Source organism: Arthrobacter sp. ISL-48 (genome assembly GCF_018613805.1).
GTDB lineage: Bacteria > Actinomycetota > Actinomycetes > Actinomycetales > Micrococcaceae > Arthrobacter.
Genome location: NZ_JAGGPL010000007.1, coordinates 24,374 through 49,886, shown reverse-complemented (window position 1 = coordinate 49,886; position 25,513 = coordinate 24,374). Strand labels below are relative to the sequence as shown.

General features: G+C 62.0%; 23 protein-coding genes and 1 pseudogene. 15 read left to right on the top strand and 9 right to left on the bottom strand.

Going from position 1 to position 25,513, the window contains the following annotated elements:
* From J7E83_RS09940 to J7E83_RS09930, 3 genes are all read left to right on the top strand, one after another.
* The coding region (locus tag J7E83_RS09940) for a catalase (protein WP_214961593.1) at nt 1–723 on the top strand (723 nt) is incomplete at its 5' end.
* Between the two features lie 193 nt (nt 724–916).
* Nucleotides 917–1,723, top strand: a complete 807-nt coding sequence (locus tag J7E83_RS09935) for an IclR family transcriptional regulator (RefSeq protein ID WP_214961603.1) — start codon at nt 917–919, stop codon at nt 1,721–1,723.
* A gap of 387 nt (nt 1,724–2,110) precedes the next feature.
* Nucleotides 2,111–4,138, top strand: coding sequence for a BCCT family transporter (locus tag J7E83_RS09930; protein ID WP_396020527.1), 2,028 nt, complete (start codon nt 2,111–2,113; stop codon nt 4,136–4,138).
* 415 nt (nt 4,139–4,553) lie between these two features.
* Here the strand turns inward: J7E83_RS09930 and J7E83_RS09925 are convergent, their stop codons facing one another.
* Entirely contained in the window at nt 4,554–4,718 is a 165-nt protein-coding gene (locus tag J7E83_RS09925) for a hypothetical protein (RefSeq protein ID WP_214961589.1), read from the bottom strand.
* A gap of 134 nt (nt 4,719–4,852) precedes the next feature.
* Here J7E83_RS09925 and J7E83_RS09920 point away from each other — a divergent pair, with 134 nt between their 5' ends.
* Entirely contained in the window at nt 4,853–6,052 is a 1,200-nt protein-coding gene (locus tag J7E83_RS09920) for a pyridoxal phosphate-dependent aminotransferase (RefSeq protein WP_214961587.1), read from the top strand.
* A complete protein-coding gene (locus tag J7E83_RS09915) occupies nt 6,049–7,008 on the top strand; it encodes a D-glycerate dehydrogenase (RefSeq protein WP_214961579.1) in 960 nt (319 codons plus the stop codon). Before J7E83_RS09920 ends, J7E83_RS09915 begins: the two co-directional genes overlap by 4 nt.
* Before the next feature lie 13 nt (nt 7,009–7,021).
* Here the strand turns inward: J7E83_RS09915 and J7E83_RS09910 are convergent, their stop codons facing one another.
* Entirely contained in the window at nt 7,022–9,280 is a 2,259-nt protein-coding gene (locus tag J7E83_RS09910) for a glycogen debranching N-terminal domain-containing protein (RefSeq protein ID WP_214961577.1), read from the bottom strand.
* A 243-nt stretch (nt 9,281–9,523) separates the two neighbouring features.
* On the opposite strand from J7E83_RS09910, the gene J7E83_RS09905 reads away from it, so the two are divergent.
* A complete protein-coding gene (locus tag J7E83_RS09905; protein ID WP_214961575.1) occupies nt 9,524–9,703 on the top strand; it encodes a hypothetical protein in 180 nt (59 codons plus the stop codon).
* Nucleotides 9,704–9,774: 71 nt separating this feature from the next.
* Here J7E83_RS09905 and J7E83_RS09900 read toward each other — a convergent pair whose 3' ends face one another.
* A complete protein-coding gene (locus J7E83_RS09900; RefSeq protein WP_214961573.1) occupies nt 9,775–10,665 on the bottom strand; it encodes an SDR family oxidoreductase in 891 nt (296 codons plus the stop codon).
* 811 nt (nt 10,666–11,476) lie between these two features.
* Between J7E83_RS09900 and J7E83_RS09895 the strand changes: the two genes are divergently transcribed.
* Nucleotides 11,477–12,118, top strand: coding sequence for a biotin transporter BioY (locus tag J7E83_RS09895; protein WP_214961571.1), 642 nt, complete (start codon nt 11,477–11,479; stop codon nt 12,116–12,118).
* Nucleotides 12,119–12,135: 17 nt separating this feature from the next.
* Nucleotides 12,136–12,450, top strand: a complete 315-nt coding sequence (locus J7E83_RS09890) for a CHY zinc finger protein (protein ID WP_214961563.1) — start codon at nt 12,136–12,138, stop codon at nt 12,448–12,450.
* Between the two features lie 68 nt (nt 12,451–12,518).
* On the opposite strand, the pseudogene J7E83_RS21120 reads toward J7E83_RS09890, so the two are convergent.
* The 3 genes and pseudogenes from J7E83_RS21120 to J7E83_RS09870 all read right to left on the bottom strand — a co-directional run.
* Nucleotides 12,519–13,389: pseudogene (locus J7E83_RS21120) on the bottom strand (IS3 family transposase); the annotation flags it as partial.
* A gap of 17 nt (nt 13,390–13,406) precedes the next feature.
* The gene (locus J7E83_RS09875) at nt 13,407–13,931 is read right to left on the bottom strand and encodes a GNAT family N-acetyltransferase (protein WP_214961557.1); all 525 of its coding nucleotides are present in this window, start codon (nt 13,929–13,931) and stop codon (nt 13,407–13,409) included.
* Between the two features lie 383 nt (nt 13,932–14,314).
* Nucleotides 14,315–14,740 carry a DUF3995 domain-containing protein gene (locus tag J7E83_RS09870; protein WP_311379632.1) on the bottom strand — a complete coding sequence of 142 codons (426 nt, stop codon included), beginning with the start codon at nt 14,738–14,740 and terminating at the stop codon, nt 14,315–14,317.
* Nucleotides 14,741–15,101: 361 nt separating this feature from the next.
* Here J7E83_RS09870 and J7E83_RS09865 point away from each other — a divergent pair, with 361 nt between their 5' ends.
* The 4 genes from J7E83_RS09865 to J7E83_RS09855 are packed head-to-tail and all read left to right on the top strand — an operon-like array spanning nt 15,102 to nt 18,112.
* Nucleotides 15,102–16,229: a tyrosine-type recombinase/integrase gene (locus J7E83_RS09865; protein WP_251043708.1), complete on the top strand. Its 1,128-nt coding sequence runs from the start codon at nt 15,102–15,104 to the stop codon at nt 16,227–16,229.
* Nucleotides 16,226–16,768: a hypothetical protein gene (locus J7E83_RS21115; RefSeq protein WP_251043707.1), complete on the top strand. Its 543-nt coding sequence runs from the start codon at nt 16,226–16,228 to the stop codon at nt 16,766–16,768. The genes J7E83_RS09865 and J7E83_RS21115 overlap by 4 nt, the downstream gene beginning before the upstream one ends.
* Entirely contained in the window at nt 16,672–17,739 is a 1,068-nt protein-coding gene (locus tag J7E83_RS09860) for a tyrosine-type recombinase/integrase (RefSeq protein ID WP_251043706.1), read from the top strand. The genes J7E83_RS21115 and J7E83_RS09860 overlap by 97 nt, the downstream gene beginning before the upstream one ends.
* Nucleotides 17,726–18,112 carry a DUF6262 family protein gene (locus J7E83_RS09855; RefSeq protein WP_214961556.1) on the top strand — a complete coding sequence of 129 codons (387 nt, stop codon included), beginning with the start codon at nt 17,726–17,728 and terminating at the stop codon, nt 18,110–18,112. The genes J7E83_RS09860 and J7E83_RS09855 overlap by 14 nt, the downstream gene beginning before the upstream one ends.
* A 40-nt stretch (nt 18,113–18,152) precedes the next feature.
* Here J7E83_RS09855 and J7E83_RS09850 read toward each other — a convergent pair whose 3' ends face one another.
* Entirely contained in the window at nt 18,153–18,692 is a 540-nt protein-coding gene (locus J7E83_RS09850; RefSeq protein WP_214961554.1) for a hypothetical protein, read from the bottom strand.
* 342 nt (nt 18,693–19,034) lie between these two features.
* The gene (locus J7E83_RS09845) at nt 19,035–20,396 is read right to left on the bottom strand and encodes an MFS transporter (RefSeq protein WP_251043705.1); all 1,362 of its coding nucleotides are present in this window, start codon (nt 20,394–20,396) and stop codon (nt 19,035–19,037) included.
* Here J7E83_RS09845 and J7E83_RS09840 point away from each other — a divergent pair.
* Nucleotides 20,350–21,375, top strand: a complete 1,026-nt coding sequence (locus J7E83_RS09840) for a GlxA family transcriptional regulator (protein WP_214961549.1) — start codon at nt 20,350–20,352, stop codon at nt 21,373–21,375. The two genes, J7E83_RS09845 and J7E83_RS09840, sit on opposite strands and share 47 nt — an antisense overlap.
* 279 nt (nt 21,376–21,654) lie before the next feature.
* Here the strand turns inward: J7E83_RS09840 and J7E83_RS09835 are convergent, their stop codons facing one another.
* Nucleotides 21,655–22,593, bottom strand: coding sequence for a LysR family transcriptional regulator (locus J7E83_RS09835; protein WP_214961547.1), 939 nt, complete (start codon nt 22,591–22,593; stop codon nt 21,655–21,657).
* Between the two features lie 240 nt (nt 22,594–22,833).
* On the opposite strand from J7E83_RS09835, the gene J7E83_RS09830 reads away from it, so the two are divergent.
* Together J7E83_RS09830 and J7E83_RS09825 are read left to right on the top strand one after the other, a co-directional pair.
* Nucleotides 22,834–23,952, top strand: a complete 1,119-nt coding sequence (locus tag J7E83_RS09830) for a PrpF domain-containing protein (protein ID WP_214961545.1) — start codon at nt 22,834–22,836, stop codon at nt 23,950–23,952.
* 29 nt (nt 23,953–23,981) lie between these two features.
* Nucleotides 23,982–25,427 carry an SLC13 family permease gene (locus J7E83_RS09825; RefSeq protein WP_214961543.1) on the top strand — a complete coding sequence of 482 codons (1,446 nt, stop codon included), beginning with the start codon at nt 23,982–23,984 and terminating at the stop codon, nt 25,425–25,427.
* Nucleotides 25,428–25,513: the final 86 nt, after the last annotated feature.

Sequence of the window (25,513 nt, the reverse complement as noted above, 5' to 3'; positions counted from 1 at the left end):
CTGCACGTCCAGGTCATGCCGCACGAGGATGCCAAGACCTACCGCTTCAACCCGTTTGACCTGACCAAGGTATGGCCGCACAGCGACTACCCGCTGATCAAGGTCGGCACCATGGAGCTGACCCGTAACCCGGAGAACTACTTCGCGCAGATCGAGCAGGCCACCTTCGCGCCGTCGAACTTCGTGCCGGGGATTGCCGCTTCCCCGGACAAGATGCTGCAGGCCCGCATCTTCTCCTACGCCGACGCACACCGCTACCGCGTGGGCACCAACCACGCACAGATCCCGGTGAACCAGCCCAAGAACCAGGTCAACAACTACAGCCAGGACGGCTCCGGGCGTTACCACTTCAACGCTCCTTCCGTCCCGGTCTACGCACCGAACTCGGTGGGCGGCCCCGCTGCCGTTGAGCCGCAGAACCCGGCCGGGGGCTGGGAGAACGACGGCGAGCTGACGCTCTCCGCGCACACCCTCCACGCCGAGGACGGCGACTTCGGCCAGGCCGGCACCCTCTACCGCGAGGTCTACGACGAGGCCGCCAAGGCCCGCTTCCTGGACACCATCACCGGTGCCGTGAGCGGCGTGAAGAGCCCCGGCATCAAGGAACGTGCCATCCAGTACTGGACCAACGTTGACGCCGAACTCGGCGCCAAGCTCCGCGCCAACCTTGGCGCCGCCCCCGCCGCAGCGTCCGAGGCAGAGGCAGCCAACAAGATCGGCTAGCTGGCCTTAGGCTTGCGCCATTTACGAATACCCCGCCGCGGGAGCCCCGGCGGGGTGTTCTGCATGGCTGCGCCCGATGCCCATTTGACAGCGTTGCGGCGGTGTCCGTCTAGGATGAAACAAGATGAAGCGGATGGTCGGCTGAACCTCCCTCCGCGCTTGCACACCGGCATGGACGATGACACGAGGCATGATGGCCGCACGCAACGACCCGGACATGGACAAGGACGCAGATGCACAGGCGGGAGGCGTCCAATCGGTGGATCGCGCCCTCCAGATTCTGGAAATCCTGGCCCGGGAAGGCGACGCTGGTGTCAGTGAAATCGCCGAGGAGATGGGCATACACAAGTCCACGGCGTCCAGACTGGTCGGATCCTTGGTTGGGCGCGAGCTGGTCCGGCAGAACAGCGAACGTGGAAAGTACCAGCTGGGATTTGGCATCCTGCGCCTGGCGTCGTCCATCCCGGGCAGGTTGAGCGTAGTTCACGAGGCCAGGGACGTTCTGGAGAGCCTCGCAGCGTCATATAAGGAAACGGTCAACCTGGCCGTGCTGCGGTCGAATTTTGCCGTCAACGTGGATCAGGCAATGGGCCCCTCGACGCTGGCGACTTATGACTGGGTGGGCAGCCTGACACCGCTGCACGCCACGTCGAGTGGCAAAGTGCTGCTCGCTGCCCTGACTGCCGACGAAAGGGACGCGATCCTTAGGAGGATGGGCCTGCCTGCCCGCACGCCACGCACCATCACCAACCGCTCGGAGCTGGAGAAGCAGCTGCTGGAAGTAGCCCACAGTGGCTATGCCGTCGTTCACGAGGAGTTCGAAATCGGTCTGACGGCGGTTGCAGTACCCATTTACAACCACTTGGGAAACGTCATCGCCGCTGTGAGCATTTCCGGCCCCGCCTTCCGCTTCACGCCAGAGGAGCAGCCCGGGCTTATTGACGGTCTCCGCGATGCAGGTCTAACCATTAGCACCAAAATGGGCTACAGACGCCGGTAGGCCCTTCTCAACGGTCCAGGCCTGCAGTTTCCTAAGAGCTCTACGAGTGCTTAGTAGTGTCCCCGACTTTTCTCACTCCACTAAGTTGCTTGTTACGCAACGAGGGTCACACTATGCAACAGAGTGGCCTAAGCCACGTTGACTGTCAACGTGCGGCAAGCCATCGACACATACAGGCGTCAATGTCAAGGTATTTCTGAAGTCTGCCGACTGTGGCGAAGAGCACGCTGTTGCATAAGGCGAACCCTGTTGATCCATGCGGAACGACCCGAGGGCAACATCATGGTCATTCGGAACGGGCGAAGCCCCCAACCTTCCGCCTGGACTAACAGCCGAAGGCCGTGTGTAAACCGCAAGCCCATGACTCGCCGAGCAAAGGACCCGCTCATGGCTACTAATAGTGATCTAAAAACCCTGTCACCTGAGGAGTTACCTGCCGACAACGGTCTGGCAGAGACTCACCCTAGTGAGGAGCCCGAAAGTTTGGGCAATACCGAAGAAGTCATCAGTGTCTCTCAAGAAGAGAACACCAACCCCACAGTCCCCAAACCGGAGGAGGGAGACGCAGCACCATTGCCGGACGCCGAGGAGTATCAGCAGATCCTCGAGGAGCTGCGCAATGCCAAGACCGAGCAAGCCGTTTCGCAACGCCGGAACCATACGCTCACCCTCGACAAAGTTACCTTCGGGATCACAGGTGCCATCGCTGTCGCCTTCGTGGTTTGGGGCTTCGTCGGCCGGGACAGCCTGGCCTCCAGCTCAACACTTGCCCTCAACTGGGTCATGGAGTACACCGGCTGGCTCTTTATGGTGATGGCCTCCCTGTTCGTCATCTTTGTGCTGTGGCTGGCCCTCGGCAAGTTCGGCAACATCCCGCTGGGCAAGGACGGCGAGAAGCCCGAATTCCGCACCGTTTCCTGGGTATCGATGATGTTCGCCGCCGGCATGGGCATCGGGCTCATGTTCTACGGGGTGGCCGAACCCCTCTACCACTACATCTCGCCACCACCGGGCACCGTGGACGGCCGCACTCCCGCAGCCATCCAGACCGCCATGGCCACTTCGATCTTCCACTGGACCCTGCACCCTTGGGCCATGTACGCGGTAGTGGGCATCGCCATGGCCTACGGTACCTACCGTCTGGGCCGCAGGCAGCTGGTATCAGCAATGTTCACCTCGCTGTTTGGCATCCGGATGGTTGAGGGGCCCATTGGGAAGCTCATTAACATCCTGGCCATCTTTGCCACCCTCTTCGGAACCGCCGCGTCCCTGGGCCTCGGTGCCCTGCAGATCGGCAGCGGCATGACCTCCAACGGCTGGGTAGGCGAAATCGGAACTCCTGTCCTGGTGGTGATCGTCGCTGTCCTGACCTTCTGCTTCGTCGCTTCAGCGGTCTCAGGCATCAGCCGCGGCATCCAGTGGCTGTCCAACATCAACATGGTCCTGGCCGTCGTCCTGGCACTCATCGTGTTCATCGCCGGTCCCACCCTCTTCATCCTCAACCTGATCCCGTCCGCAGTCGGCGACTACGTCCGTGACCTGGCCGAGATGTCGTCCCGGACCGAGGCGGTCGGCGACGAGGCCCTTCGCAGTTGGATGACCAGCTGGACCATCTTCTACTGGGCCTGGTGGATCTCGTGGACGCCCTTCGTCGGCCTGTTCATTGCCCGCATCAGCCGCGGCCGGACCATCCGCCAGTTCGTCACGGGCGTACTGCTGGTACCCAGCATCGTTAGCATCATCTGGTTCGGAATCTTCGGCGGAGCCGCCTTCAACGTCCAGCAGGAAGCCGACAAGGCCGGCACACCAGGCCTGGTGACCATGAGCAACGGGGTGCCGTCCGTCAATTTCGACGGCGCACTCTTCGACCTCGTCAAGAACCTTGGCATGCCCGGCTGGCTCACCGCTGGCGTCATCGTGCTGGCCATGGTTCTCGTGGCGATCTTCTTCATCACGGGTGCCGACGCAGCCTCCATTGTCATGGGATCGCTTAGCTCCAATGGTGCCGAGCACCCCCGGCGCGGTGTGGTGATCTTCTGGGGCAGCCTCACCGGTGCAGTAGCAGCCGTCATGCTGCTGGCCGGCGGCGACGAACCATCTGAAGCCTTGGCCGGGCTACAAAGGATCACTATCGTAGCCGCGCTGCCGTTCGTCGTCGTCATGTTCCTGCTCTGTTTTGCCCTGGCAAAGGACCTGCGCCGCGATCCACTGTCATTGCATAGACGCTTGGCAACATCGGTGGTGGAACGGGCCATTCGGACCGGGGTGGAACAGCACGGCGGCGTTCAATTTGAACTTGTCACGAAGCATGACTGCGCTGAATCATGTCCGGACCCAGACTCCCACACGGGCGGCACCCACACCGGCAGCATCCCCGCCGTCAAGGCACGGCACGCGGACCGGGACAACAAATAGCTGTTCACAGAAATAGCAATCCGTTCCGGTGGCACACGGCTTCCCAGCGCGTGCCACCGGGGCGCACTCACTCCCCACCTATCAGCAAAGGTAATTACATGACCCATCGCAACGACCAAGAACCCATTCTCCGCTTTAGCAGGAATGAGGAGGAGCCTGTTGACATCCGGCTTGAGTCATCGAGTCCAGTGACCGTTCGGCTGCAGCTGGATGGTGGCTGCAGTTGCCAGCACGGCACCGAAAACCGCCCAGGCTCGTACATTGACAGCGACCTTGGCCGGGCATGACCCCTATCTGCCTTCTTCCGTTCAGGGCCTGATCCTCCGGTCCAGCCTGCCCAAACTGGATGCGGCGGCGGCAAAGTTGCCGCCGCCGTCGTCCGGACACTGATCAGCAGATTCTCGCCGTCGCAATTTCACTGGGCCCGGACCCTGCAGACTTCTGGTTGGTCCAGCATGGCCAACAGCATGCCCCGCACGATGGCTCGGGCTGCGTGGGCGACTTCCCCTGGAAGGGCCCGTCCGTTCAGGGGAGGTTCGACGAACTGCACTTCCACGTTCTCCTTCGCATAGCCAGGCATGTTTTAGGCCAGGTTTCGCGCCGTTCATTTCCAAGAATTTATCCGTATATCTCGTTCCAGAATTGATATATTAGTCGTATACTAGATCGGATCCGCTGGAGGATCGTTGTCAACTCGATGAGGAGTGGAAAAGCATGAAGCAATTCGCGCAACGGCTTGAGCGTCTGGGCACCGAAACCGCCTTCAGCGTCGCCCAAGCAGCGGCCGCCTGGAGAGCGGCGGGGAACCGCGTGTACCCCTTCCACCTGGGCGACATCAACATCCCGACGGCCCCGAATATCGTCGAAGCGATGAACCGGGCCATCGGCGACGGCCATACAGGCTACTGCCCCGGCCCGGGCATCCCGCAGCTGCGCGAGGCCCTCGCCGAGGATCTCGGGGCCCGCCGGGGTATCGAGTTTTCCCCCGACAACGTCGTGGTGATGACGGGCGGCAAGCCCGTGATCACCAAGTTCCTGCAGGCGGTCATGAACCCAGGCCAGGAGGTGCTCTACCCAAACCCCGGCTTCCCGATCTACGAATCGCAGATCGAGTACCTGGGCGGCACGGCCGTGCCTTACCGCTACCTGCCCACGAGCCAAGGCTTCGCGATCGACCTCGAACAGGTGCGCGCATCGATCACGCCGAATACGGTCGCAATCATTTACAACGACCTGCAGAACCCCATCTCGGCCGAGTCGACGGCGGCCGAGCGAGAGGCAATCGCCCAACTCGCGCAGGAGCACGACCTCTGGGTACTCTCCGATGAGGCGTACTTCGAGACGCGCTATGAGGGTGTCTCTAGCTCAATTGCATCGATTCCCGGCATGCCGGAGCGCACCGTGATCCTCTACACCTTCAGCAAGAAGTTCGCCATGACCGGATCCCGCCTGGGCTGCGCCGTCGCCCCGATCGAAATCGCCAAAATTCTCAGCACACTCAACACCAACGATGAGTCATGCACAACGCACTACGTGCAATGGGCCGGCATTGAAGCGCTCCGCGGTACCCAGGAACCCGTACAGCAGATGCTCGACATCCTGCGCGTCCGCCGGGATGCCGCATGCGAACTCGTGAACGACATCTCAGGCATGCACGTCGCCGTGCCGCAGTCGACGTTCTACCTTTTCCCCGACGTCACCGAGGTCATGGAGCGTATGGGCTACACGGCAGTCGGCGATTTCGCCTCCGCAGCCCTGTACGAAACCGGCGTCTCCTTCTGCACGCGTGAGCACTTCGGCCGGCGCCAGCCCGGCGAAGAGCGGCAGTACATCCGGCTCGCCTACTCTGGCATCGACGTCGCCGACATCTGTGACGGCCTCGGGCGCCTGCGCAAGTGGATCGAGACGGCATGAGCCGGGTCGTCGTCACGGGATGTGTACCCGAAACCGCGCTGGAAAAGCTGCGCGCCGAGCACGAAGTCGATGCCTGGTCTGGTCCGGAGTCGATTGGCCGCGAGGAGCTCCTTTGCCGGGTAGCCGGGGCCGATGCGGTGGTGAGCCTGCTCACCGAACGTATCGACGCCGAGCTACTCGACGCCGCGGGCCCGCAGCTCAAAGTGGTCGCAAACGTCGCCGTCGGCTATGACAACATCGACGTGCCAGCCTGCACTGAACGGGGCATCGTGGCCACCAACACGCCTGGCGTGCTCACGGAGGCCACAGCTGACATCGCGCTCGGCCTCATCCTTACGGTGACCCGACGACTCGGCGAGGGGGAACGGCTAATCCGCTCCGGCCAGGCCTGGAAGTGGGGCATGTTCTTCCTGCTCGGCAGCAGCCTGCAAGGCAAGACCCTCGGCGTCGTTGGCATGGGTGGCATCGGCCAGGCGACCGCACGCCGGGCCAAGGCCTTCGGCATGGAAATTGTCTACCAGTCACGCAGTGAGATCGACCCCGCGATCGCAACCGACCTTGGCGCACGGCGGGTCGATCTCGATGAGTTGCTGGCCATCTCCGACATCGTCTCCTTGCACTGCCCCTACGGGGCTGCCACGCATCACCTGATCGGCGCCGAGCAACTCGGGGCGATGAAGAGCTCGGCGTACCTCATCAACACGGCGCGCGGGCCGATAGTTAACGAAGCAGCGCTCGCGTCTGCGCTTCGCGAGGGACGGATCGCGGGCGCCGGGCTCGATGTTTTTGAGAACGAGCCCACCGTGCACCCCGGATTGCTTGAGCTCGAAAACGTGGTGCTCGTGCCGCACCTCGGCTCCGCCACTGTCGAAACGCGCACTGCGATGGCGATGCTCGCTGCAGACAACGCCCTCGCCCTACTCTGCGGAGAGCAACCGGCCACACCGATTAACTAGTGGTAACGGGCGCTCACTCCGGCTGGCTGCCATCCTGGTCGCCATGCCGCCCCAGTCCGCCGTGGCCTTGCTGGTTCAACGACCTGAGCGGGAGCTGATTCACCTCAAGGTCTTGTTCGTCCACCTTTCGCAGTCCTGCCTGTTCCACGAGTTCGGTCAGCCAGGGTCGGTGAGCACGGTGGAATGCTATTCCTTCGGGCAGGCCTTGGACGGACGGTTCGGTACCGGCAATGTCGATGGTGATCCGGTCTCCAGCCATCGGTGCGTTGGTGATGTGAAGATCTCCGTAGGACTCCGGGAGCACCGGATCCATCCACAGGCCGCCGCGTGAAATATGGGCGTCATACCGCATCAGGCTCGTTACCAGCATGATTGGTGTGGCCGCTGCCCAGGCCTGCGGAGAGCATGCCGTCGGATACGGCACGGGTACGGTGACTTGGTCACGACTGAAGCCGCAGAACAACTCCGGGAGCCGTCCGTTGGTGTATTCGGCTGCCTCCAGCAGTGCCGTGGAGATTTGCTGGGCTTCCTCCACGAAGCCGTAGCGCAGCAGGCCCGCTGCGATGAGGGCACTGTCATGCGGCCAAACGGATCCGTTGTGGTAGCTCGCCGGGTTGTAGGCGCCCATATCGCTGGCCAAGGTCCGTATGCCCCAGCCGCTGAACATCTCGGGTGACATGAGGCGTTCGGCAACCAGAGGAGCCTTGTCCTCATCGACAATTCCGTGCCACAGGCATTGCCCCATGTTGGACGCACAGGCGTCGACCTGCCGCTTCTTGCCATCGAGGGCGATAGCGTAATAGCCACGGTCCGGCATCCAAAACTCTTCGTTGAAGCGTTTCTTCAACTGGGCTGCTTGCTCAGCGAGCTCAGCACCCAAGGTCGCATCTCCAGCGTCATACGCCATCCACGCGCGGGACTGATACGCCATATAGACGTATGCCTGGACTTCACAGAGTGCGATCGGCGGTTCGGCCGGTGTTCCGTCCGCGAAATTGATGCCGTCCCAGGAGTCTTTCCAGCCCTGGTTGACGAGCCCCCGAGGGTTCAGGCGCTCATACTCGACGAACCCGTCGCCGTCTTTGTCGCCGTAGTTCCGGATCCAGTCCAGTGCCCGGTCTGCGTGGGGCAGCAGGGCGGTTATGGTGTCCTTGGCAAAGCCCCAGCGGCTCACCGAGCCGAGCGTCATTACGAAAAGCGGTGTGGCGTCGACGCTGCCGTAATAGGCGGACTTTCCGCCAAGCGCCAAACCGCTGGAGACGCCAAGCCGGACTTCATGCAGGATCTTCCCAGGCTCCTCTTCGCTCATCGGATCCACGACACGGCCCTGGCGATCAGCGAGGGTCTGCAGGGTGCCGAGGGCGAGGGATGGGTCCACCGGCAGCGCCATTTCCGAGGCAAGGAGCGAGTCCCGGCCGAAAAGAGTCATGAACCAGGGAGCGCCAGCGGCCACAACGATCCGTTCAGGATGGTCGGGGTCCTCGATGCGGAGCGCGCCCAGGTCATCGTAGCTGCGCCGCAAGGTCCGCTCGATGGAGCGGTTGCTCATATGCAGTTTCGGGATTTTGGCGACCCATTCCTGCCTGCGCCGGTCTCGTGGAGACATTTCTCCCGCAGCCGGATGCACGAACGAAGCCACCGGCACGTCGCCATTGACAGTGGGCGACACCGTCAGCACGGCGCGCCAGTGCCCACGCGGGGGAACCACCAGCCGGTAGGCCAACGCATCCGCTGTCACGGTGGCACCCTCCGCCTTCACAATGACCCCTTTTCGGACGTCCTGCCAAACGGCTCGGATAGACAGCGTGTCGCCGTCAGCTAAGCGGGATTGCTTCCAGCTCCGCTGGACCCGTGCCTCCTTCACCTCGAACAGGTCCGCGAAGTCCGATTCGACGCCGAACGTAATGAGGCATTCGGCTGCATCGGAGGAGTAATTCCGAAGAGTGACCTCCTCCACGATTCCAGCTCCGATTTCGCGCAGGCGCTCTACGATCAGCGGACTGTCCGCGTACCCGTCCGAGCGGGGAACACGGCCAATAAACAGGGCCCGATACGGTTCCTTTGTCTCCGCTGTCAGCGGTTCCAGCGGCTGTCCATTCACGGCCAGGCTCCAGCGTGACAGGATGCGGGTGTCCTCATGGAAAACCCCATGAGGATGCTCCGGATGGATGTCCCCGTTTTCCAGGGAGATGCAGAAGGAGGAACCCTCCACCAAGGTAACAGTCCCGGCGCCGAGCGGCCCCGCGGCCGTGTCGGCGTTCCATCCAGCCATCTTGCCTCCTTCAACGGCACCAAACCCTGGCTGCGCTGTGCGAACGTGGGTCCCACCGTCGACTTTCCGCCTTGCTTCAATCACAGACGCTACGCTTGCATTCCCCTCGATGCTAGGCACCGCGTTGACTCGTAAAATAATCTCCGCGAAGGGGGATACGTTGCCTCATTAATAATCCTCCGGCTGGGTCGGCGGTTGCCAGGCGGATGTTTGCGGGCTTACGCCGGGTGGATGGGTTTGACGATGGCTGAGCGAAAGGCCGTGACGAAGCAGCTGGCCAGGTCCTATCGGGCCGGGGACAGGGCCCGGAAGGGAAAGATCCTGGACGAGGTCAAGAAGCTGACCGGCTGGCACCGGGACTATGCACGGGCGGTGCTATGGGCCCGTCCACGCCTTCCGAGAGAAGGCGCCACTGGCACATGACGATATAGATCAACGGAACCGCAGTGTGGGAAAACGACTGCCGGCAAAGGGCTGGTGCGCTTGGCGGTGGGTCAGCGGAGAAGAGTTACCGGAGCAGGCGCCGCGTTTCCCGGGTGCATCACCGGCGCGCCCTCGACTTGGGGAGCCCGCCCCTGGGCCATCATACCGCCGTCGATGTTAAAGATCTGTCCGGTGATATACGCTGACTCGGAAGAGGCAAGGAAGACCACGGCGGAGGCAACGTCCTCCGGGGTTCCGGCCCGACCCAGCGGAATTTGCGCGGCACGGAGATCCTCCCACCCGTCCTGCAGGGGCTGCTCCCGCTCAGTCGCGATCGCCCCGGGGCGCACGGCATTGACCCGGATGCCCCACGGGGCGAGGTCAACGGCGACGGCCCGGGTGAAGGATTCCATCGCCCCCTTTACGGAGTCGTAAGGAATGAGGTTTCGGTGTGCGCGTTCGGCTCCGATGGAGCTAATGTTGACGATCGAGCCCCCCGATCGTGCTCCGGCCAGCGCCCGTGCAGCCCGCTGGGTGCAGCCGTACAGCATGTTCAAATTCGCGCTAACGAAAAGCTCCCAGTCGGATGGCTCCACTGAGAGGAAATTGCCCCAAGCTGTGTCGCCCCGACGGGTATAGGCATTGTTGACCAGTACGTCGACTACACCAAGTGTGGCTTCGGTCTCGGCAAATGCCCGATCCACCTGCACGAAATCTGACATATCGCCGACAACGGCCAGCGCTTCCGCGCCGGCCTCCTGCAGTTCGGCGACAACCGCTGCTGCAGCAGCCGCATCGACGTCATTGACGGCGACCCGGGAGCCTTCTGATCCGCAGCGCACCGCGATGGCACGCCCAATGCTCCGCCCTGCTCCCGTAACGAAAGCCGTACGGCCAGCCAAAGCACCCCGCCGGGTCGATGTTTCTGGGGATGCCCCCGTGGTGGCTTGCTGGTGGCTCACGCCTTCTCCTTCATAGGTAGATTGACTGCTATCAGTGTGCATGCGGTGCCACTGCCATGCCAATGGTTTTCCCTGGCACCGAGTACGTAGCAAAACCGTCTGCGGAGTGGTCGGAGCCAGCGTGGGCGAGGCCCGCGTCAGCAGTTCGGGAACCATTCTGCTCTCTTTGCATCGATCCGACTTTATCGGCGGCTGCGCTCTACCAGTCACAAGAAATAGCAGGCTATCGGCCTCGCTCAAGGCTGGAGAACTACTCAGGCAGGACTTGGTTTGGTAGGGGATGGCAGGTGAAGGCGCAGCCGCAGAACGTCACTCCCCCAAAATCCTATTGCGGCGACGGCGTTGAACGAGGACGCTTCGCTTGGGCACGTTATGCGTTTCGGGGCGGTGGGCTTGTTCTACTAGTTCTGTTATCCATGGTCGATGCCCCCTATGAAATTTGATTCCTCCGGGCAGCCCCGGATATCTCCGATCTGCGACAAATGCGCACCACGCTCTGTTGCACCATCACGACGGCAGCCCGCGTCCTTGGCCAATGGCCCTCAAAGATCTCCCTTCTGGAACGAGGCCTGCTTCGCAACGACAACCTGGCCGCAAGCTACCGCCAATGGTTAGTCGACCAGACACTCTAAAACCCGGCTTTGCTGGCGAAAGGGCCTACGGTCGATCCGATGCTAAGCGCAATACCGTCGCTTTGTAGCGAACGATCCACAGATCATGGGGCACGCTGGTGGGTTCTCTACAAAACGGCCGGGGATGGCGCCGCGTAGCCTTCTTCGAAGAACGCCGCCCCGAACCACCAGGAGGAACCATGAGCCACCCGACGACCCCGACGCCGGCACCCCACCGCTCGGCCGAGACCAGCCCCCGCGCGTCCCGCCGCTTGTGGGACGCGCAGTCGCTGGCACTCGTTTCTGTCTTCGCAGCCCTCATCGCTGCCTCGGCGATCGTCCCGGGCATCCCCGTCGGCAGCTTCGGGGTGCCCATCACGCTGCAGACCCTCGCCGTCATGGTGACCGGCCTCGTCCTCGGCGGTTCCCGTGCCGCCGCCGCGGTGGCACTCTACCTTCTCCTTGCCTTCGCTGGGCTGCCGATCTTCTCGGGCGGCCGGGCAGGGCTGCATGTCCTCGCGGGCGGATCCGCCGGATACATCGTGGGGTTCCTCCTCGCCGCTCTGCTCGTAGGCGTTGCCGCCGAGCAGATCATCCGGCGCCTCCCGGGCAAGCGACGCGGCCTGTGGTTCTTCCTCGCTGCGATCGTAGTCACCGTGGTCGCCTCGCACATGCTCGGGGTGCTCGGCATGATAGTCAACCTCAAGCTCTCGTGGCAGGCTGCCTTCGCCGCAGACCTCATCTTCTACCCGGGCGATATCCTGAAGGACGCCGTGGCGTCGGCTGCGGCGGTCGCCGCGCACCGGGCTTTCCCTGACATCCTCGTGCGACGCGTGAAGTGAGCAGGCAGCGCCTAGCCATGCAGATCTTCGGCAGAACCGTGGACGACGAAACCCGCTGCATTCACTACCACACCGAAGAAGACGTGATAGCCATAAAGTTCAAGTGCTGTCTTCGGTACTATCCCTGCCATCTCTGTCACGCGGAGGAAGCAGATCACAAGCCCCAAACGTGGCCAAAGAACCAGTGGGCAGAGCCAGCTGTGCTGTGCGGTGTATGCGAATGCGAAATGTCCATCCACGCCTATCTGGCAACCACATCGTGCCCAAGCTGCGGCGTTCGCCTCAACGAACGGTGTGCCGCGCACACCCACCTTTACTTCCAGACGACGTGACCATAAACGCAAGCACCAAGCTCTTCGGGACTGCTCTGGATTTCGGTGACTCCCGGGGTTTAGTGTTGCTAGGCGGCTTTGAGGCCGGTATTGATTGTCTCAAACTCGACAGGTGTTAGCCGGCCGAGGCGGCGCTGGCGGCGTTTCCGCCGGTACGTTTTCTCGATCCAGGTCACGATCGCCAAGCGGAGGTCCGCCCGTGTGGACCATCGCACTCGATCCAGGACATTCCTTTGGAGGCGCGAGAAGAACGACTCCATGGCGGCGTTGTTGGCGCACGCGCCGAACCGTCCCATGGAGCCTTTGAGCCCGTTGCCTTTCAGGTCCGCACGAAGGCGTTGGAGCGGGAATTGGGACCCGCGCTCGCTATGGACCACGGGTTCCTGCCGGGACCCGAAGCGCTATCGCGTTGTGCAGGGACCGAGAAGGCCAGTGACGCTTTCATTCGGGAATCGATGGAGTAGCCCACGATCCGGTTGGAATAGACGTCCTTGATGGCGCACAGATGGAGCTTGCACTCGTCGGTCCGGTGCTCGGTGATGTCCGTGAGCGACAACTGATCTGCTGCCGTCGCCGTGAAGTCCCGCCGGACATGGTCATCATGCACCGGTGAGCCGGCTTTGCGTGTCAGGCCGCGTTTCTTGGCGAACACCGACCAGATCCGTTGGCTGCTGCATAGGCGCGCCACGCGGTTCTCTCCGGCGTTGAAACCCTGGACTTCGAGCTCGTCTGCGATGAACCGTACCGAACGCCGGATCGTCCCGGTGGACATCCAGGGCCGCGTTGGTCAGGTGCGCATCAGAGCAGTCTCGCTCCGTGACCGGGGCGGCCTTTCAGGCGTGGAAGGTCTGTTTGGAGAAACCCAGCACCAGGCAGGCCACCGCGACGGGAATACCGTCGCACGTCTTGGTCTAGGACCAGCGGATATCTCATTGTGGGGGCAGTGCAGGAACCCTTCAACGAAGTACGTACTCGTACCAGTCGTGGCCGTCGCCAGTCTCGGCAGCACGGGACGCAAGAGTGAAGCCGGCGCGAACGGCCACTGCAGCGGATGAGGCGTTTGCTGGTTCGACTCGTATTAGAGCCGAATAGACAGTAGCGTCGGGACGCAAGAACTCCACAGCGAGGCTCACTGCACGGGTGGCGAACCCACGACCGCGCCAGTCAGGGTAAAGCCCGTAGGCTAAATTGGCCTGGCCAGACCGGAAGGCATCTTGGTTGAGTTGGACGTCTATTGTTCCAACGAGGGTATCTTCAGCCCTGAGCCGGATGGCGAAAGTAAATATGGGTCCGCCCTTCTCCCACATGTGCTGAATGTGCTCGACATACCTTCGAACGGACTCAGTTGTACCAGGGCCTCCATTCAGCCAACGCACCAAATCGGCATCCTCGCCGGCAAGGTGGTCCGCTGCATCCTCAACTCTCAGCGGGCGGAGCACAATGACACCGTCGCTGATTTCAACCTCGCCCTTTTCCGTCATGCCCCAGATTCTAGATGTTGATCTATCGAGTGCTCCCCCTCGGGGAACGCTTGAGTCAGCTATCGGCGCCGCAGCGCGCGAAGCCTATGAGGAACTGGGAATCGTGGTTAGTTCAGCGGACCTACGCCCACTGGTCGTGATGCACCGTAATCAGTGGTCGCATTCCGGTAGTTCAGCAAGCCCCCGTGCGCCAGGAGAAAGGCACCGGTGCAGACGGATGCGATCCGGCCGGCATCATCCGTTAGATTGAAACCGTTTCGACTAGTTCCGGCTCGAAAGGCCTGGCCGCCCTCCCCCGCGGATCCGGATGTCAGTTTCAGAAGCCGACTGCACAGAATGTCAGAAGTCATCTGCCCAGCTGGGCCGCCCGCAAAGGGATAGGGTCACGGCATTGTTGCTGGGGGTCGGCGCGAGTAGCAGAGCGATAGCATTAGGGCTGCGCCCCAGACGAAGAACAGCGGATCCCACAACCACGCGTGGCCGATCATCGCGTCAACGTCGTAGCCGCCTGCAGGTCGGATCAAGCCGGCAAGGACGGCGCCGCTCACCACCGCGTTCACCCCGCCGTATACGACGAGGAGCGAGGCACCGACCCAGGCTACTGCCCGCCAAAACTTCGGCCGGGGTACTCGTCCATATGCGACGGCTACGGGGATTACTGCTGCCACCAGCTTTCCTATCGCAACCGCCCCCAGCGCGAGTCCTGCTTCGAGAGGAGCCTTAGCTGACAACTCGACAGCCCATTTGCCGACCGTGGCCAAGAGATGTTGCCCACCGAAGGCCCAATACAAGCTAAACCCGGCATGCACCGTACCGGCTGCACCAGCCAGCCACACCAAGGATTGACTAAGGGCCGATTTCCACTCGGGGATCACGCGACTCACACTAGCTGACCGCGAAGCTTTAATCCGCCCCGGGGCGGCGAGCCAAGGTGCCACCTCCGCTCTTTCTGCAGCCCGGTTGGGGACCGGATTACGGACGCGGCAGCGTTATGCAGAAGACTTCTGACATTCTGTGCAGTCGGCTTCTGAAACTGACATGGGTGGCCGACGGCGGGTTGGTCAGAAACGGTCGATATCTTTAGTCCTCCTGCGCCCGTCCGTCATGTAGCCCACGAGGGTTTGGGGATCTGGTTGCTTCGTTGTGGATGGGTTAGCGTCTTTTCCGTCCATGAGGCAGGTGACGGGAGCGGCGATGCGGGTAACGAAGGTATTGGATCCGGCAAGCGATGCGGTGTCTTTCACGCTGATCGGCGTGACCGGCGTGGTGGAACCGGCGGAGCGGTATTTGCGGTACCTGGCCGATACCGAGAGGTCACCGAACACGATCAAGGCCCATGCCCACGATTTGAAGGACTGGTTCGTTTTCCTGGACGAACACGGACACAACTGGCAGTCCGTGAAGCTCGAAGACTTCGGAGCATTCATCCGATGGCTGCGGCGTCCACCGGACATGCGTGGCCAGGTCTTTTCTGTTCTTCCGGCCATTGGGCACCATTGCGGCGAGGCAACGGTGAACCGCAAGCTTTCCACCGTGTCCATCTTCTATCAGCACGCCGCCCGCCACGGCCTGGACCTGGGCGAACTGATCACCTGCTGGGACCCCTCCGCCCGCCAGGGAGGGTGGAAACCCTTCCTGCATCACATCAGCAAGGGACCGGCGAAACAGCGGCGGGCTGTGAAGCTTCCGACCACTGCCAGGATTCCCCGCCTGCTGGCCCCGAATGAGGTCCAAAGCATTCTGGATTCGTGTGGGCACCTGCGGGACCGGTTGCTCTTCGCACTGCTCCATGACGCAGGTATCCGGATCGGCGAAGCCTTGGGCCTCCGCCATGAGGACATCGCCGTGGCGGAACGGGAAATCACCATATGCCGGCGGGACAACATCAACGGTGCACGGGCGAAATCGCCCCATTCGCGCACGGTCCCGGTCACCGCGGAACTGATCCGTTTGTATGCCGACTATCTTGATGCTGAGTACGGTGACCTGGATTGCGACTACGTCTTCGTCAACCTGTGGGGCCGGCCCTACGGGCGGCCAATGACCTACGCCGCCGTGCACGATCTCGTACGGCGGCTCCGGCACCAGACGGGCATCGGTTTCGAGCCGCACTGGTTCAGGCATACGTATGCCACCCGGATGCTGCGGGAGAAAGTCCCAATAGAGATCGTCTCCAAACTGTTGGGCCACGCCAGCCTCACGACTACGGTCAAAACGTACGCCCATATCTCCAGCGATGATGCCCGCCGCGCACTGGCCGATGCGGGCTGGTTCGCCTCCAAGACGGTGACGATATGACCACCCTGCGTCCGGTGCCCTCACGAAAGGACCCGTTGCCGATCCGGACGGGGCCAATGGGGAAGGCCGGCCCGGACGCCGCCCCGTGGGAGAACGAGTTCCCCAAGGATGTCTGGCATGCCAGGGCCCTCGGTATCGCCACGCGCAGCCACGTCACGGTCCACTTCGAAAACATCACCCGGCCCTGGTTGAAGAAGCTCGCCAAACGATGGGCCCGCTGGCGGCTAACGACCGGATTGACGGTTGAATCCGCGGTGCTGGGAACCAAGGCCGTGGAGAGCTTCAATGCCTTTCTGGATTCAACGAGGATCCCGGTCAACGGCACCGCCCACATTGACCGGGAGGTCATCGAAGGGTTCCTGGCATACCTGCACACCCACAGCGCCGGGACGGTTTCGCACAGGATGCGGATCGGCCAGTTCAACACACCTTCCTGCTCACCATGCGCCGGCACGGATGGGTCACCGATCTGCCCAGCACGGCCCAGATCTACACCGAGGACTACCCCAAAGAGACAGCCCGGCAACCCCGGGCACTGAGCGAACACGTCATGGCCCAGCTGGAACACCCGGCAAACCTCGCCAAAATGGCCAGCCCGCATCACCGGCTGATCACCTTGATTCTGATCCGGTGCGGGCTGCGGATCAGCGACACCGTGGCCCTGAGGCAGGACTGCATCACCCGGGACAAGGACGGCGCCCCGTACCTGCGGTATCTGAACCACAAGATGAAACGCGAGGCGCTCGTTCCCATCGATGAGGAACTTGAACGGGCCATCGCCGAGCAAATCAGCTACGTCAACGGCACGGGCAACTCCGGGACACATCTGCTTTTCGCCCATGACCGGGCGGACGTTTACGGCGCCGGACACATCAGCGCAAACGCATACAGCACCGCCCTTCGGCGATGGGTCAGAGAATGCGATGTCACCGACGAAAACGGCAATCCTGCCGTGGTCAGCCCGCACCGGTTCCGCCACACCCTGGGCACCAGACTGATCAACCTCGACGTCCCGCAGGAGGTCGTACGCCGGATCCTGGACCACGACTCACACCAGATGACCGCGGACTACGCCAGACTCAGCGATACGAGCATCCGGCGGCACTGGGAAGCCGCCCGGAAAGTCAACGCATCCGGCAGCGTCGTCGAACTTGACCCCGACGGCCCCCTGGCCGAGGCTGCCTGGTCCAAACAGCGCCTCGGCCGAGCCACCCAGGCCCTGCCCAACGGCTACTGCGGTCTCCCGGTTCAGAAGACCTGCCCGCACGCCAACGCCTGCCTGACCTGTCCCATGTTCATCACCACGGCCGACTTCCTCCCGCAACACCGCGAACACCGGATCCAGGTCGTGCAAATCATCTCCGCCGCCGAAGCCCGCGGGCAACAGCGGCTGACCGAAATGAACACCCGAGTGCTCGGCAACCTGGACCGAATCATCGACTCCCTCGAAGACGAAACGCATGCAGCCCCAAACCACATCGAGGAAGAGGACAACCGTGCGGGCAGATAACAGCCGCCACATCCGGCAAGCCGCGGAGCGCCGACATGAGCTCACCCGATCCAAAGCCGTGGCAGCACTGCGTGAACTACAGAACCAGGGCTCGGCCGTAACCTTCGAAGCCGTAGCGGCGGCCGCCGGGGTTTCCCGGTCCTGGCTCTACACCCAGGCCGACCTGCGCGCCGTCATTATCGGTCTACGCGATGATGGCCGGCCCCGGCAGCCCCGCGCAAGCCGAAGCAGCGCCAGCACCGAGTCCCTGCGAGTACGCCTCAACGCCTCCCTGGAAAGGAACCGTGAGCCCTCCACAGAAATCAAACACCTCAGAGACCAACTTGCCCTCGCCCTGGGACGCTCGCGGCGACGGAACACCGGCGGCCCCTGAAATGAAATCCGGTGCCGGCTGATCACACCCTGGTTCGACTCTAAGATGCGCCTTCCAACGCATCAACCAGTTTCGCCAAAGACTCCGAACTTCCAGCGATATCCACCTTGCCCTTTTCTGTGATCAGGGACATGACCTGGATCCCTACACCGCCAACATACTTCCGTTCTTTGCTGGATATGTGCCTACGCTCGGGCAGCACCTGAATTACGTTGATCTCTGTTGGCCGCCCCGACGGTTCCAAGGTGTCATAAACCGCAGGCTGGAACTCGATACTTCTTCCTTCGGGCCTTGCGATGCCCATGTTCCAGATTCCACTGAGAGAACCCGGAAGCGAATCGGGGTAACGCATGTAGACCATAACCTGACCGTTCGCGTCGAGGCGAACTTTGGTCCGGCCTCTTCGCCGCAGTTCGAAGGCAAGTATCATCCCGGAGATGACTGTCCCGATTACAGCATTAATGATGGCGTCGATAGGTGTGCGCCCCAGAGCGAGCCCGCCGGCGACCAGCACAGCCCACTCCAGCACAAGTGCACCAGCGACTGCCAACCTTAGATGACCGCGGACCCATTCCTTCATGGGGCCAATACTAGGCCGCCAGTCGAGGCCAGGTGGCTACGACTATAAGTTCTCGGTTACGTCACGATTTCTGGGTCTGATTCTGCGGAATCAGTGCGGTCGCAGATGCGTCATGGACAAGGTCCACCTCGGATCTGCCGCGCCATCACGGCACTAAACGAGACGGACTAAAGATATCGACCGTTTTTGGATGTGCATTCATCGAGCAGTCTCAAGTGGCTGCAAGAGAATTGCTGGTCAGATGTGCGGGAACCAACGAATGTTGGCCGTTGCGCTGGCGAAGCGTTCAAGCCTTCGCAGGTTTGTGGGGATTGATTTCCGAGCAATGTCGCGTCGTCCTGCCTAGTCGCGGGTGGACGTTTCCAGGACAGGGCTCTCCGCAACGACCAACGCCGACGAACCGTCGGCGTCGTGCCTTGGCGCTGGCAGTTTACTCATTCTGCTGGTCGACCAAGCAAGGAGAATTAGGACGGTCGCGGTTATAGCTATCGCCAGAATGTTGACGCCTTTCCACCCGACACTTTGGAGTATCCACGCAGCCGCAAAGGACCCCGTTGCTGAGATGGCAGCAGTTGTTCCGTCAGTAAACCCTTGAAGTTTGGTTCCCCTGCCTTGAGGATACGACTGGAGCAGCAGCGCTGATCCAGCAACAAACAGGACATTCCAGCCCACGCCAACCAAGGCTAGCGTCGCTGTCATCGCCCATCCGGTGTCAGCGAATGTACCAAGCACGCTCCCGGCCGCCATGATGAGGCCACCAGTGATGTTGGTTTTAGACGTGCCATACCGCTTGAGAAAAAGTGCACTCAGGGCTGACGGGGCGAACATTCCAATGAGGTGCCACTGAATCATTGCTGCGCCCGAGGCCGAGCCGTGTCCGGCATGTTCGTTCGCCAACGGACCCGTGGCCATAACGAGCGTCATCACGAGTCCCGAGCTGGCCAGGACGAGAATTGCCTGCTGGAACTGAGGGTTCCAGACACGATCGCGAATCTGAATCGCCGGTTTGTCGGACTCTGCGCTACCTCCTGTAGCCGGCGGCATGGTCGCTGCGAGGATTAGTGCGGCAACTCCCAGAATCGCTATCAATGCGCATGAGCCAACGTAGATCTGATCAGCTGCCTGCGATGCAGCAACAGCGGCGAATGGCCCCAAGGCTGCTGCAATGATGCCTCCGTACATCACCAGGGCCAGGGCACGCTCGCGCTTCGCCGGGGGTGCGTATTCTGAAGCCACGAACCGCAGGAACCCTCCCACCGCCCTGTACCCGCCGGTCAGTGCAGTCCCGATACAAAAGAGAATGAATGAGTCCGATGCGACGGCGACGGCGGAGAGGACGCCTCCGGCGACCGCAGTTAAGGCTCCGACGACCATGACTGGCCGGTACCCGAAGCGCGCCGCTGCATGCCCGGCCACGAACGAACAAGCCGTGCCAACAACGACGATCAGACTGAGCGGCAGTGTCATCAGCGCCGGGTTGGTGGCCAGCGACATCCCAACCAGACCGGTGAGCGTCAAATCGACGCTCACGATCATGTAATAGCAAGCCTGGGCGGCGATAAGACGGACGAGCAGCATCGGAAAACTGGAAATGGGCTTGATCATGCTCCCACGATTCCATTGAGTAAACGCGCAAAACAGTGACAAGATAGCCACTATGCAAAAGAATCCTGCCACTTCACTGAAAAACGGCACTGATCGCATCAACCGAAAGGTACCCATCAAGGTCGCAGTGCTGGCATTGCCGGAGGTATTGGCTCTAGATTTTGGTATCCCGATCCAAGTTCTTGGACGGAATACGCCCGGCCTATACGAGGTGGAAACGTGTTCGGCGGGTGGTCTGCCTGTTCCGGCCGCGGGCGGGTTTTCCGTGGTCCCGGACAGGGGGCTTGACCTTCTTGCGGAAGCGGACACAGTCATCGTTCCCGGTTACACCACAGCGCGCGAGCCTCTTCCGGATGAAGTTCTTTTATCGTTGACCGCAGCGCATGGACGTGGAGCACGCTTGGTCTCCATCTGTACGGGCGCCTTTGCCCTGGCGCAGGCCGGGATCTTGGACGGCCTATCGGCTACTACTCATTGGGAATCCACGGCAGACCTGGCAGTGCTCTATCCGCGCATCTCAGTGGATGAAAACGTACTCTTCGCCGACAACGGCCAGGTGCTTACCTCGGCCGGTGTTGCAGCCGGAATTGACCTGTGCCTTCACTTGGTCCGGAGTGACTGGGGTGCCGCCCAGGGGAACCTGACCGCACGATCGATTGTCTCAGCGCCCCGCCGTGAAGGTACACAGTCACAATTCATCGAGCATCGGCCGCTGTATGGCAACTCGAACCAGCCAACCGACGTCGCCGCAGCCATGGAATGGGCCACCGCACACATGCACCAGCCGATCACGATCGCGGACATCTGCGCCGCAACCGCACTCAGTGAGAGAACACTCGCCCGTAGATTTGAGACACACGCAGGCACCACCCCCATGAAATGGCTCGCACTTCAGCGCGTCGAACGGGCCAAAGAGCTCCTTGAAACGACCTCGGCACCGATTGAAAGGATCGCTACCTCAGTCGGACTGGGAACAGGGGCCAACTTCCGCCACACCTTCAAAAAGTCCACATCACTGACTCCCAGCCAATACAGACACGCATTCAACGCCAACCAAGACGTTCAATCCCCCCGATAAACAGCTCCACCAGTTTCAAAGAGTCCCCCATCGGTTTCCCGACGGCGGCTGCAGCGATCGCCGTCGTATGCCTTGTGCAGTGGGCCTTTGCGGTGCAGCCAGTGGTTCTCTACGACTCCTTCGCTACGCACCAGGCGGGGTGGCTTTCATGGCCAGCCTATGCCGTTAACTTCAACCGTTCTGGAGAGCCGCCACGGAGGGCCCGGGGGCAGCTCCGACGCCCGTAAACCGGTTTTCCATGGGGCGACCACCACACCGCCGAAACGACCCGCTCCGTTGTTACAGGTAGTCTCCGGCTCGTTCGCGGGCGATCTCCAGCAGCGTGGAGTGGAATGCGACTTCAGCCGGGGCGTAGACCTTGTCTTGTCGTTGGGCCAGTAATACGCGCCGTAAGGGTGCGCCGGGACCTAGGCTGATCACCCTGACATCGGGGTGTTGAAGGGCGACGGCGGTTTTCGGCACCATGGCCACGCCCATCCCGACGCTCACCATGGCCTGGGCTTCCTGGTAGTCGTTGGCCAGGAAGCCAATCGTTGGTTCGAAGCCAGCCTCGTGGGCGGAGCGCTGCAGCACTTCCACCACGGGGTGGGCCTCGGCCCGCACTATCCACGATTCCTTGCGGAGCTCTTCCATCCGGATCTCATCGCGGCCGGCAAGCGGGTGCCCGCGGGACACCAGGAGGACGGTGCTCTCCTGGAAGACTTCCGTTATACGGATTGAATCATCCTCAAAGCGGTTCCAGGGGTAGTCCCACAGCAGGCACAGGCCGGTAACTCCAGACTGCAGGTCTGTCACGAGGTCATCGAAGCGTGCGCTTCGCACCGAGAGGCCAATGGCCGGGTACCTCTTTTTGAAGGCTCGGATTACAACCGGCAGAAATGACCCAGCGAGAGTCGGAAATGTCCCGATGGTCAGGGAGCCGCGTTTGAGGCCGGCGATTTGGTCCAGGTCGGACTGTGCTGCCCGCATTTGCCCGACGATCTTGCGGGCGTGGCCGGCGAGCACCTGTCCTGCCTCGGTGGGCACCACCCCGCGGGAGCGGCGGTTGAGGAGAGGCTGGCCAACTTCCTGCTCGAGCTTGCGCAGCTGCTGGGAGACTGCTGAGGGCGTGTACATCATCAGTTCGGCCGCTGCAGTGATCGATCCCTGCTCGACGACCACCACCAGCAACGCCAACCGGCGAATATCGAATAAATCCCGGCTCTCATCGTTAAGCAATTATTCACCCTTCTGTACAACATGTTCATTCTATACAAGCGCCGCTTCGCCCCCGGGAGGTCAGTGGTTTCTACGGACGCTCGAAGCCTGATTTTTGACGGCGCACCCTTTCAGATTAGCTGAATTAAGCGTTTCTACATCCTGCCTCACAAATCCGACATTGTCTTCATTTGCAATGTACCTCAATCTCGAAGCAGGCCCTTGAACACACTTGGGCGGCAGAGAAGCAAGGAACTGACCATGAAGATCGAAGCGGAATGGATGCGCGGAGGCACCAGCAAATGCTGGGTCTTTGAAAGCGGGCAGTTCGGTGAGGCTGAAACCAGCCCGGACGCGCTGCTTCCCCGGCTGTTCGGCAGCCCCGACCACAGGCAGATCGACGGTGTTGGCGGGGCGACTTCAACGACCAGCAAAGCGATGATCCTTAGCCGTCCCGTCGGCGACGACGTCGACGTTGAGTTCACCTTCGCCCAGGTGGGGATTGAAGACGCCGCAGTGGATTGGGGCAGCAATTGCGGCAACTGCTCGGCTGTGGTCGGCCTGTACGCCATCGAGAAGGGCTGGGTAGTGCCCACCGGTGACGTCACCCGGATCGTTACCCGAAACACCAACACCGGCCAGATCATCATCCAGCGGGTGTCCACGCCGTCCGGTGCCCTGCCAATTGTCCCGGAGGCACAGATGCCCGGTGTCCCGTTCCCCGGATTCCGGGTGGGGCTCGGCTTCCAAGACCCTGCCGGTAAAACCACCGGCAAGCTGCTTCCCACCGGGTCAGCCTCAGACAGGATCACCGCCGGCGGAACCCGCTGGGCCGTCTCCATGGTCGACGCCGGAGCGCCGGTAGTGATTCTCCGTGCCGAGGACCTTGGCCTTGACCCCGAGAGCTACGATAGCTGGCTCGCCGGGGTGGAGCTGCAACTGGAAACCCTGGAACATATCCGTCGTCAGGCCGCAGTGCGTATGGGCCTGGCAGCGACCACGAGCGAAGCGGCCCGCGCCGTCCCCAAGGTCGCCATCGTGGCTTCGCCAGCCCAGTCCGATCCGGACAGCGACGTCAGCGTCATGATGCTCTCGATGGGCAAGCCCCACCCGGCGCTGGCCATTACCGGCAGCATCGCACTGACACTCGCCGCCCGCACCCCGGGCACCGTACTCAACGACATCACCGGCGGCACCCTTCAACCCATCCTGCGGCTGCGCACTCCGGCCGGCGTCATCGAAACCTGGAACGAGGAACGGGACGGATCGCTGCTCGTTGGCGTCGACCGAACAGCCCGCACCCTCGCGACCACCGTCATCCACCTCCCCGAGGCCCTCGGCAGCGCCGTCGACGCCTCCCTCGCCAACGCCACCAACTGACCCGCGCCACTCAATGAGGAGACAGCATCATGACTAAAACCGAAGATCAAACAGCACTGCTGGACAGCGACACCCGTCAGGACCGCTCCCAGCGCACCAACCATCGCCGCCGTATCCTGCTAGTGACGGTAGCCGCCACCGCTATCCTGGGTCTGCTCACCCTCCTGTTCGGAGGTGTCCTCTTCAACCCTGCGGCCGCCTCGGGATCGGAGCCGACTATGACCGCAACCCAGATCATCCCGCTCGTCATCCTCGTCGTGATGTTCGTCGTCGCCACGAAATGGCCGCTGAACATCGGCGTCATGGGGCTGGTTGCATCCTTCGGTGTCGGCTACTTCATGCTCGGAATGAGCGACAAGGAAATCCTTGAGGAGTTCCCGGCCAGCATCGTCCTGACAATCATCGGCGTCACCTACTTCTTCAGCATGGCCCAAAGAAACGGGACCATCGACATCATCGTCCAGACCTGCGTGCGCCTGGTCAGGGGCAAGACACTGCTCCTCCCCTGGGTGTTCTTCCTCATGGCTGCCGGGCTGACCGCTCTGGGCACCTTCTCCCCGGCCGCCGTCGCACTGCTGGCACCGGCAGCCCTCGGACTTGCCTACGAGTCACGCATCCACCCCGTCCTCATGGGCGCCTTCGTCATCAACGGGGCCCACGCCGGCGGCTTCTCCCCGCTGTCCGTTGCGGGCGTGCTGGTGCACGACATTGCACTGAAAAACGGATTCCCCATCTCCCAAGGCGCGCTTTTCACGGCCAGCTTCGCCCTCAATCTCATCCTTTCAGCCCTGACCATTGTGTTGTTCGCCCTTTTGGGCAAGCTGCGCGACAACCACGCCAACGAGTACGCCGGTCTCGACGCAACCCGCGCCGGACGCCCCAAGGGTCAACAGATCCTGACTCTGGCGTTGATCGCTGTGATTCTCGTGTGCACCCTGGGCTTCCACATGCCCATCGGATTCGTCGCCCTCTCGGCCGGGCTCCTCCTGGCATTCGTCAACATCAAGGAACACAAAACGTTCATCGGCGGCGTTTCCTGGTCCACGGTCCTGCTGGTGGCAGGCATGATCACCTACGTCTCCCTGCTACAGCACGTCGGCGTCATCGATACCCTCGCCGAGCAAGCCCTCGCACTCGGTGCGCCACTTCTGATCGCCCTGGTCCTCTGCTACGTCATCGGCGTAGGATCAGCCTTCGCCTCCTCCACCGCACTACTTACCGCGTTCATCCCCCTGGCCGGGCCGCTGCTGGCCACCAGTTCACTCAGCGCCTCCGGAACCGTCGCAGCACTCGCCATCGCAGCCACCGTCGTGGACGTCTCCCCCTTCTCCACAGACGGCGCACTCGTCGTCGCCAACGCCCGGGACAACGACCGCCAGCGCGTCTACAAGCAGCTGATGATGTACGCCGGCGGAGTGGTCCTCGTAGCCCCCGCATTGGCCTGGGCCCTGCTCGTACCCACCGGCATCATGTGACCATCGCTCCCTGCGAACCCACGCAGGCATCTCCCCTCAGGTAACAACACCAGACGATGACGGGACCAAGGACCGCCGGATCTACG

Excerpts from the sequence above, each read along its gene's own strand:
- J7E83_RS09890 (WP_214961563.1), top strand. The coding sequence starts at position 12,136 with ATGCAGATCTTCGGCAGAACCGTGGACGACGAAACCCGCTGCATTCAC.
- J7E83_RS09935 (WP_214961603.1), top strand. The coding sequence starts at position 917 with ATGGCCGCACGCAACGACCCGGACATGGACAAGGACGCAGATGCACAG.
- J7E83_RS09925 (WP_214961589.1), bottom strand. The coding sequence starts at position 4,718 with ATGCCTGGCTATGCGAAGGAGAACGTGGAAGTGCAGTTCGTCGAACCT.
- J7E83_RS09840 (WP_214961549.1), top strand. The coding sequence starts at position 20,350 with ATGCAAAAGAATCCTGCCACTTCACTGAAAAACGGCACTGATCGCATC.
- J7E83_RS09850 (WP_214961554.1), bottom strand. The coding sequence starts at position 18,692 with ATGAAGGAATGGGTCCGCGGTCATCTAAGGTTGGCAGTCGCTGGTGCA.
- J7E83_RS21115 (WP_251043707.1), top strand. The coding sequence starts at position 16,226 with ATGACCACCCTGCGTCCGGTGCCCTCACGAAAGGACCCGTTGCCGATC.
- J7E83_RS09910 (WP_214961577.1), bottom strand. The coding sequence starts at position 9,280 with ATGGCTGGATGGAACGCCGACACGGCCGCGGGGCCGCTCGGCGCCGGG.
- J7E83_RS09905 (WP_214961575.1), top strand. The coding sequence starts at position 9,524 with ATGGCTGAGCGAAAGGCCGTGACGAAGCAGCTGGCCAGGTCCTATCGG.
- J7E83_RS09875 (WP_214961557.1), bottom strand. The coding sequence starts at position 13,931 with ATGACGGAAAAGGGCGAGGTTGAAATCAGCGACGGTGTCATTGTGCTC.
- J7E83_RS09865 (WP_251043708.1), top strand. The coding sequence starts at position 15,102 with ATGAGGCAGGTGACGGGAGCGGCGATGCGGGTAACGAAGGTATTGGAT.
- J7E83_RS09895 (WP_214961571.1), top strand. The coding sequence starts at position 11,477 with ATGAGCCACCCGACGACCCCGACGCCGGCACCCCACCGCTCGGCCGAG.
- J7E83_RS09845 (WP_251043705.1), bottom strand. The coding sequence starts at position 20,396 with ATGCGATCAGTGCCGTTTTTCAGTGAAGTGGCAGGATTCTTTTGCATA.
- J7E83_RS09915 (WP_214961579.1), top strand. The coding sequence starts at position 6,049 with ATGAGCCGGGTCGTCGTCACGGGATGTGTACCCGAAACCGCGCTGGAA.
- J7E83_RS09860 (WP_251043706.1), top strand. The coding sequence starts at position 16,672 with ATGCGCCGGCACGGATGGGTCACCGATCTGCCCAGCACGGCCCAGATC.
- J7E83_RS09930 (WP_396020527.1), top strand. The coding sequence starts at position 2,111 with ATGGCTACTAATAGTGATCTAAAAACCCTGTCACCTGAGGAGTTACCT.
- J7E83_RS09920 (WP_214961587.1), top strand. The coding sequence starts at position 4,853 with ATGAAGCAATTCGCGCAACGGCTTGAGCGTCTGGGCACCGAAACCGCC.
- J7E83_RS09825 (WP_214961543.1), top strand. The coding sequence starts at position 23,982 with ATGACTAAAACCGAAGATCAAACAGCACTGCTGGACAGCGACACCCGT.
- J7E83_RS09830 (WP_214961545.1), top strand. The coding sequence starts at position 22,834 with ATGAAGATCGAAGCGGAATGGATGCGCGGAGGCACCAGCAAATGCTGG.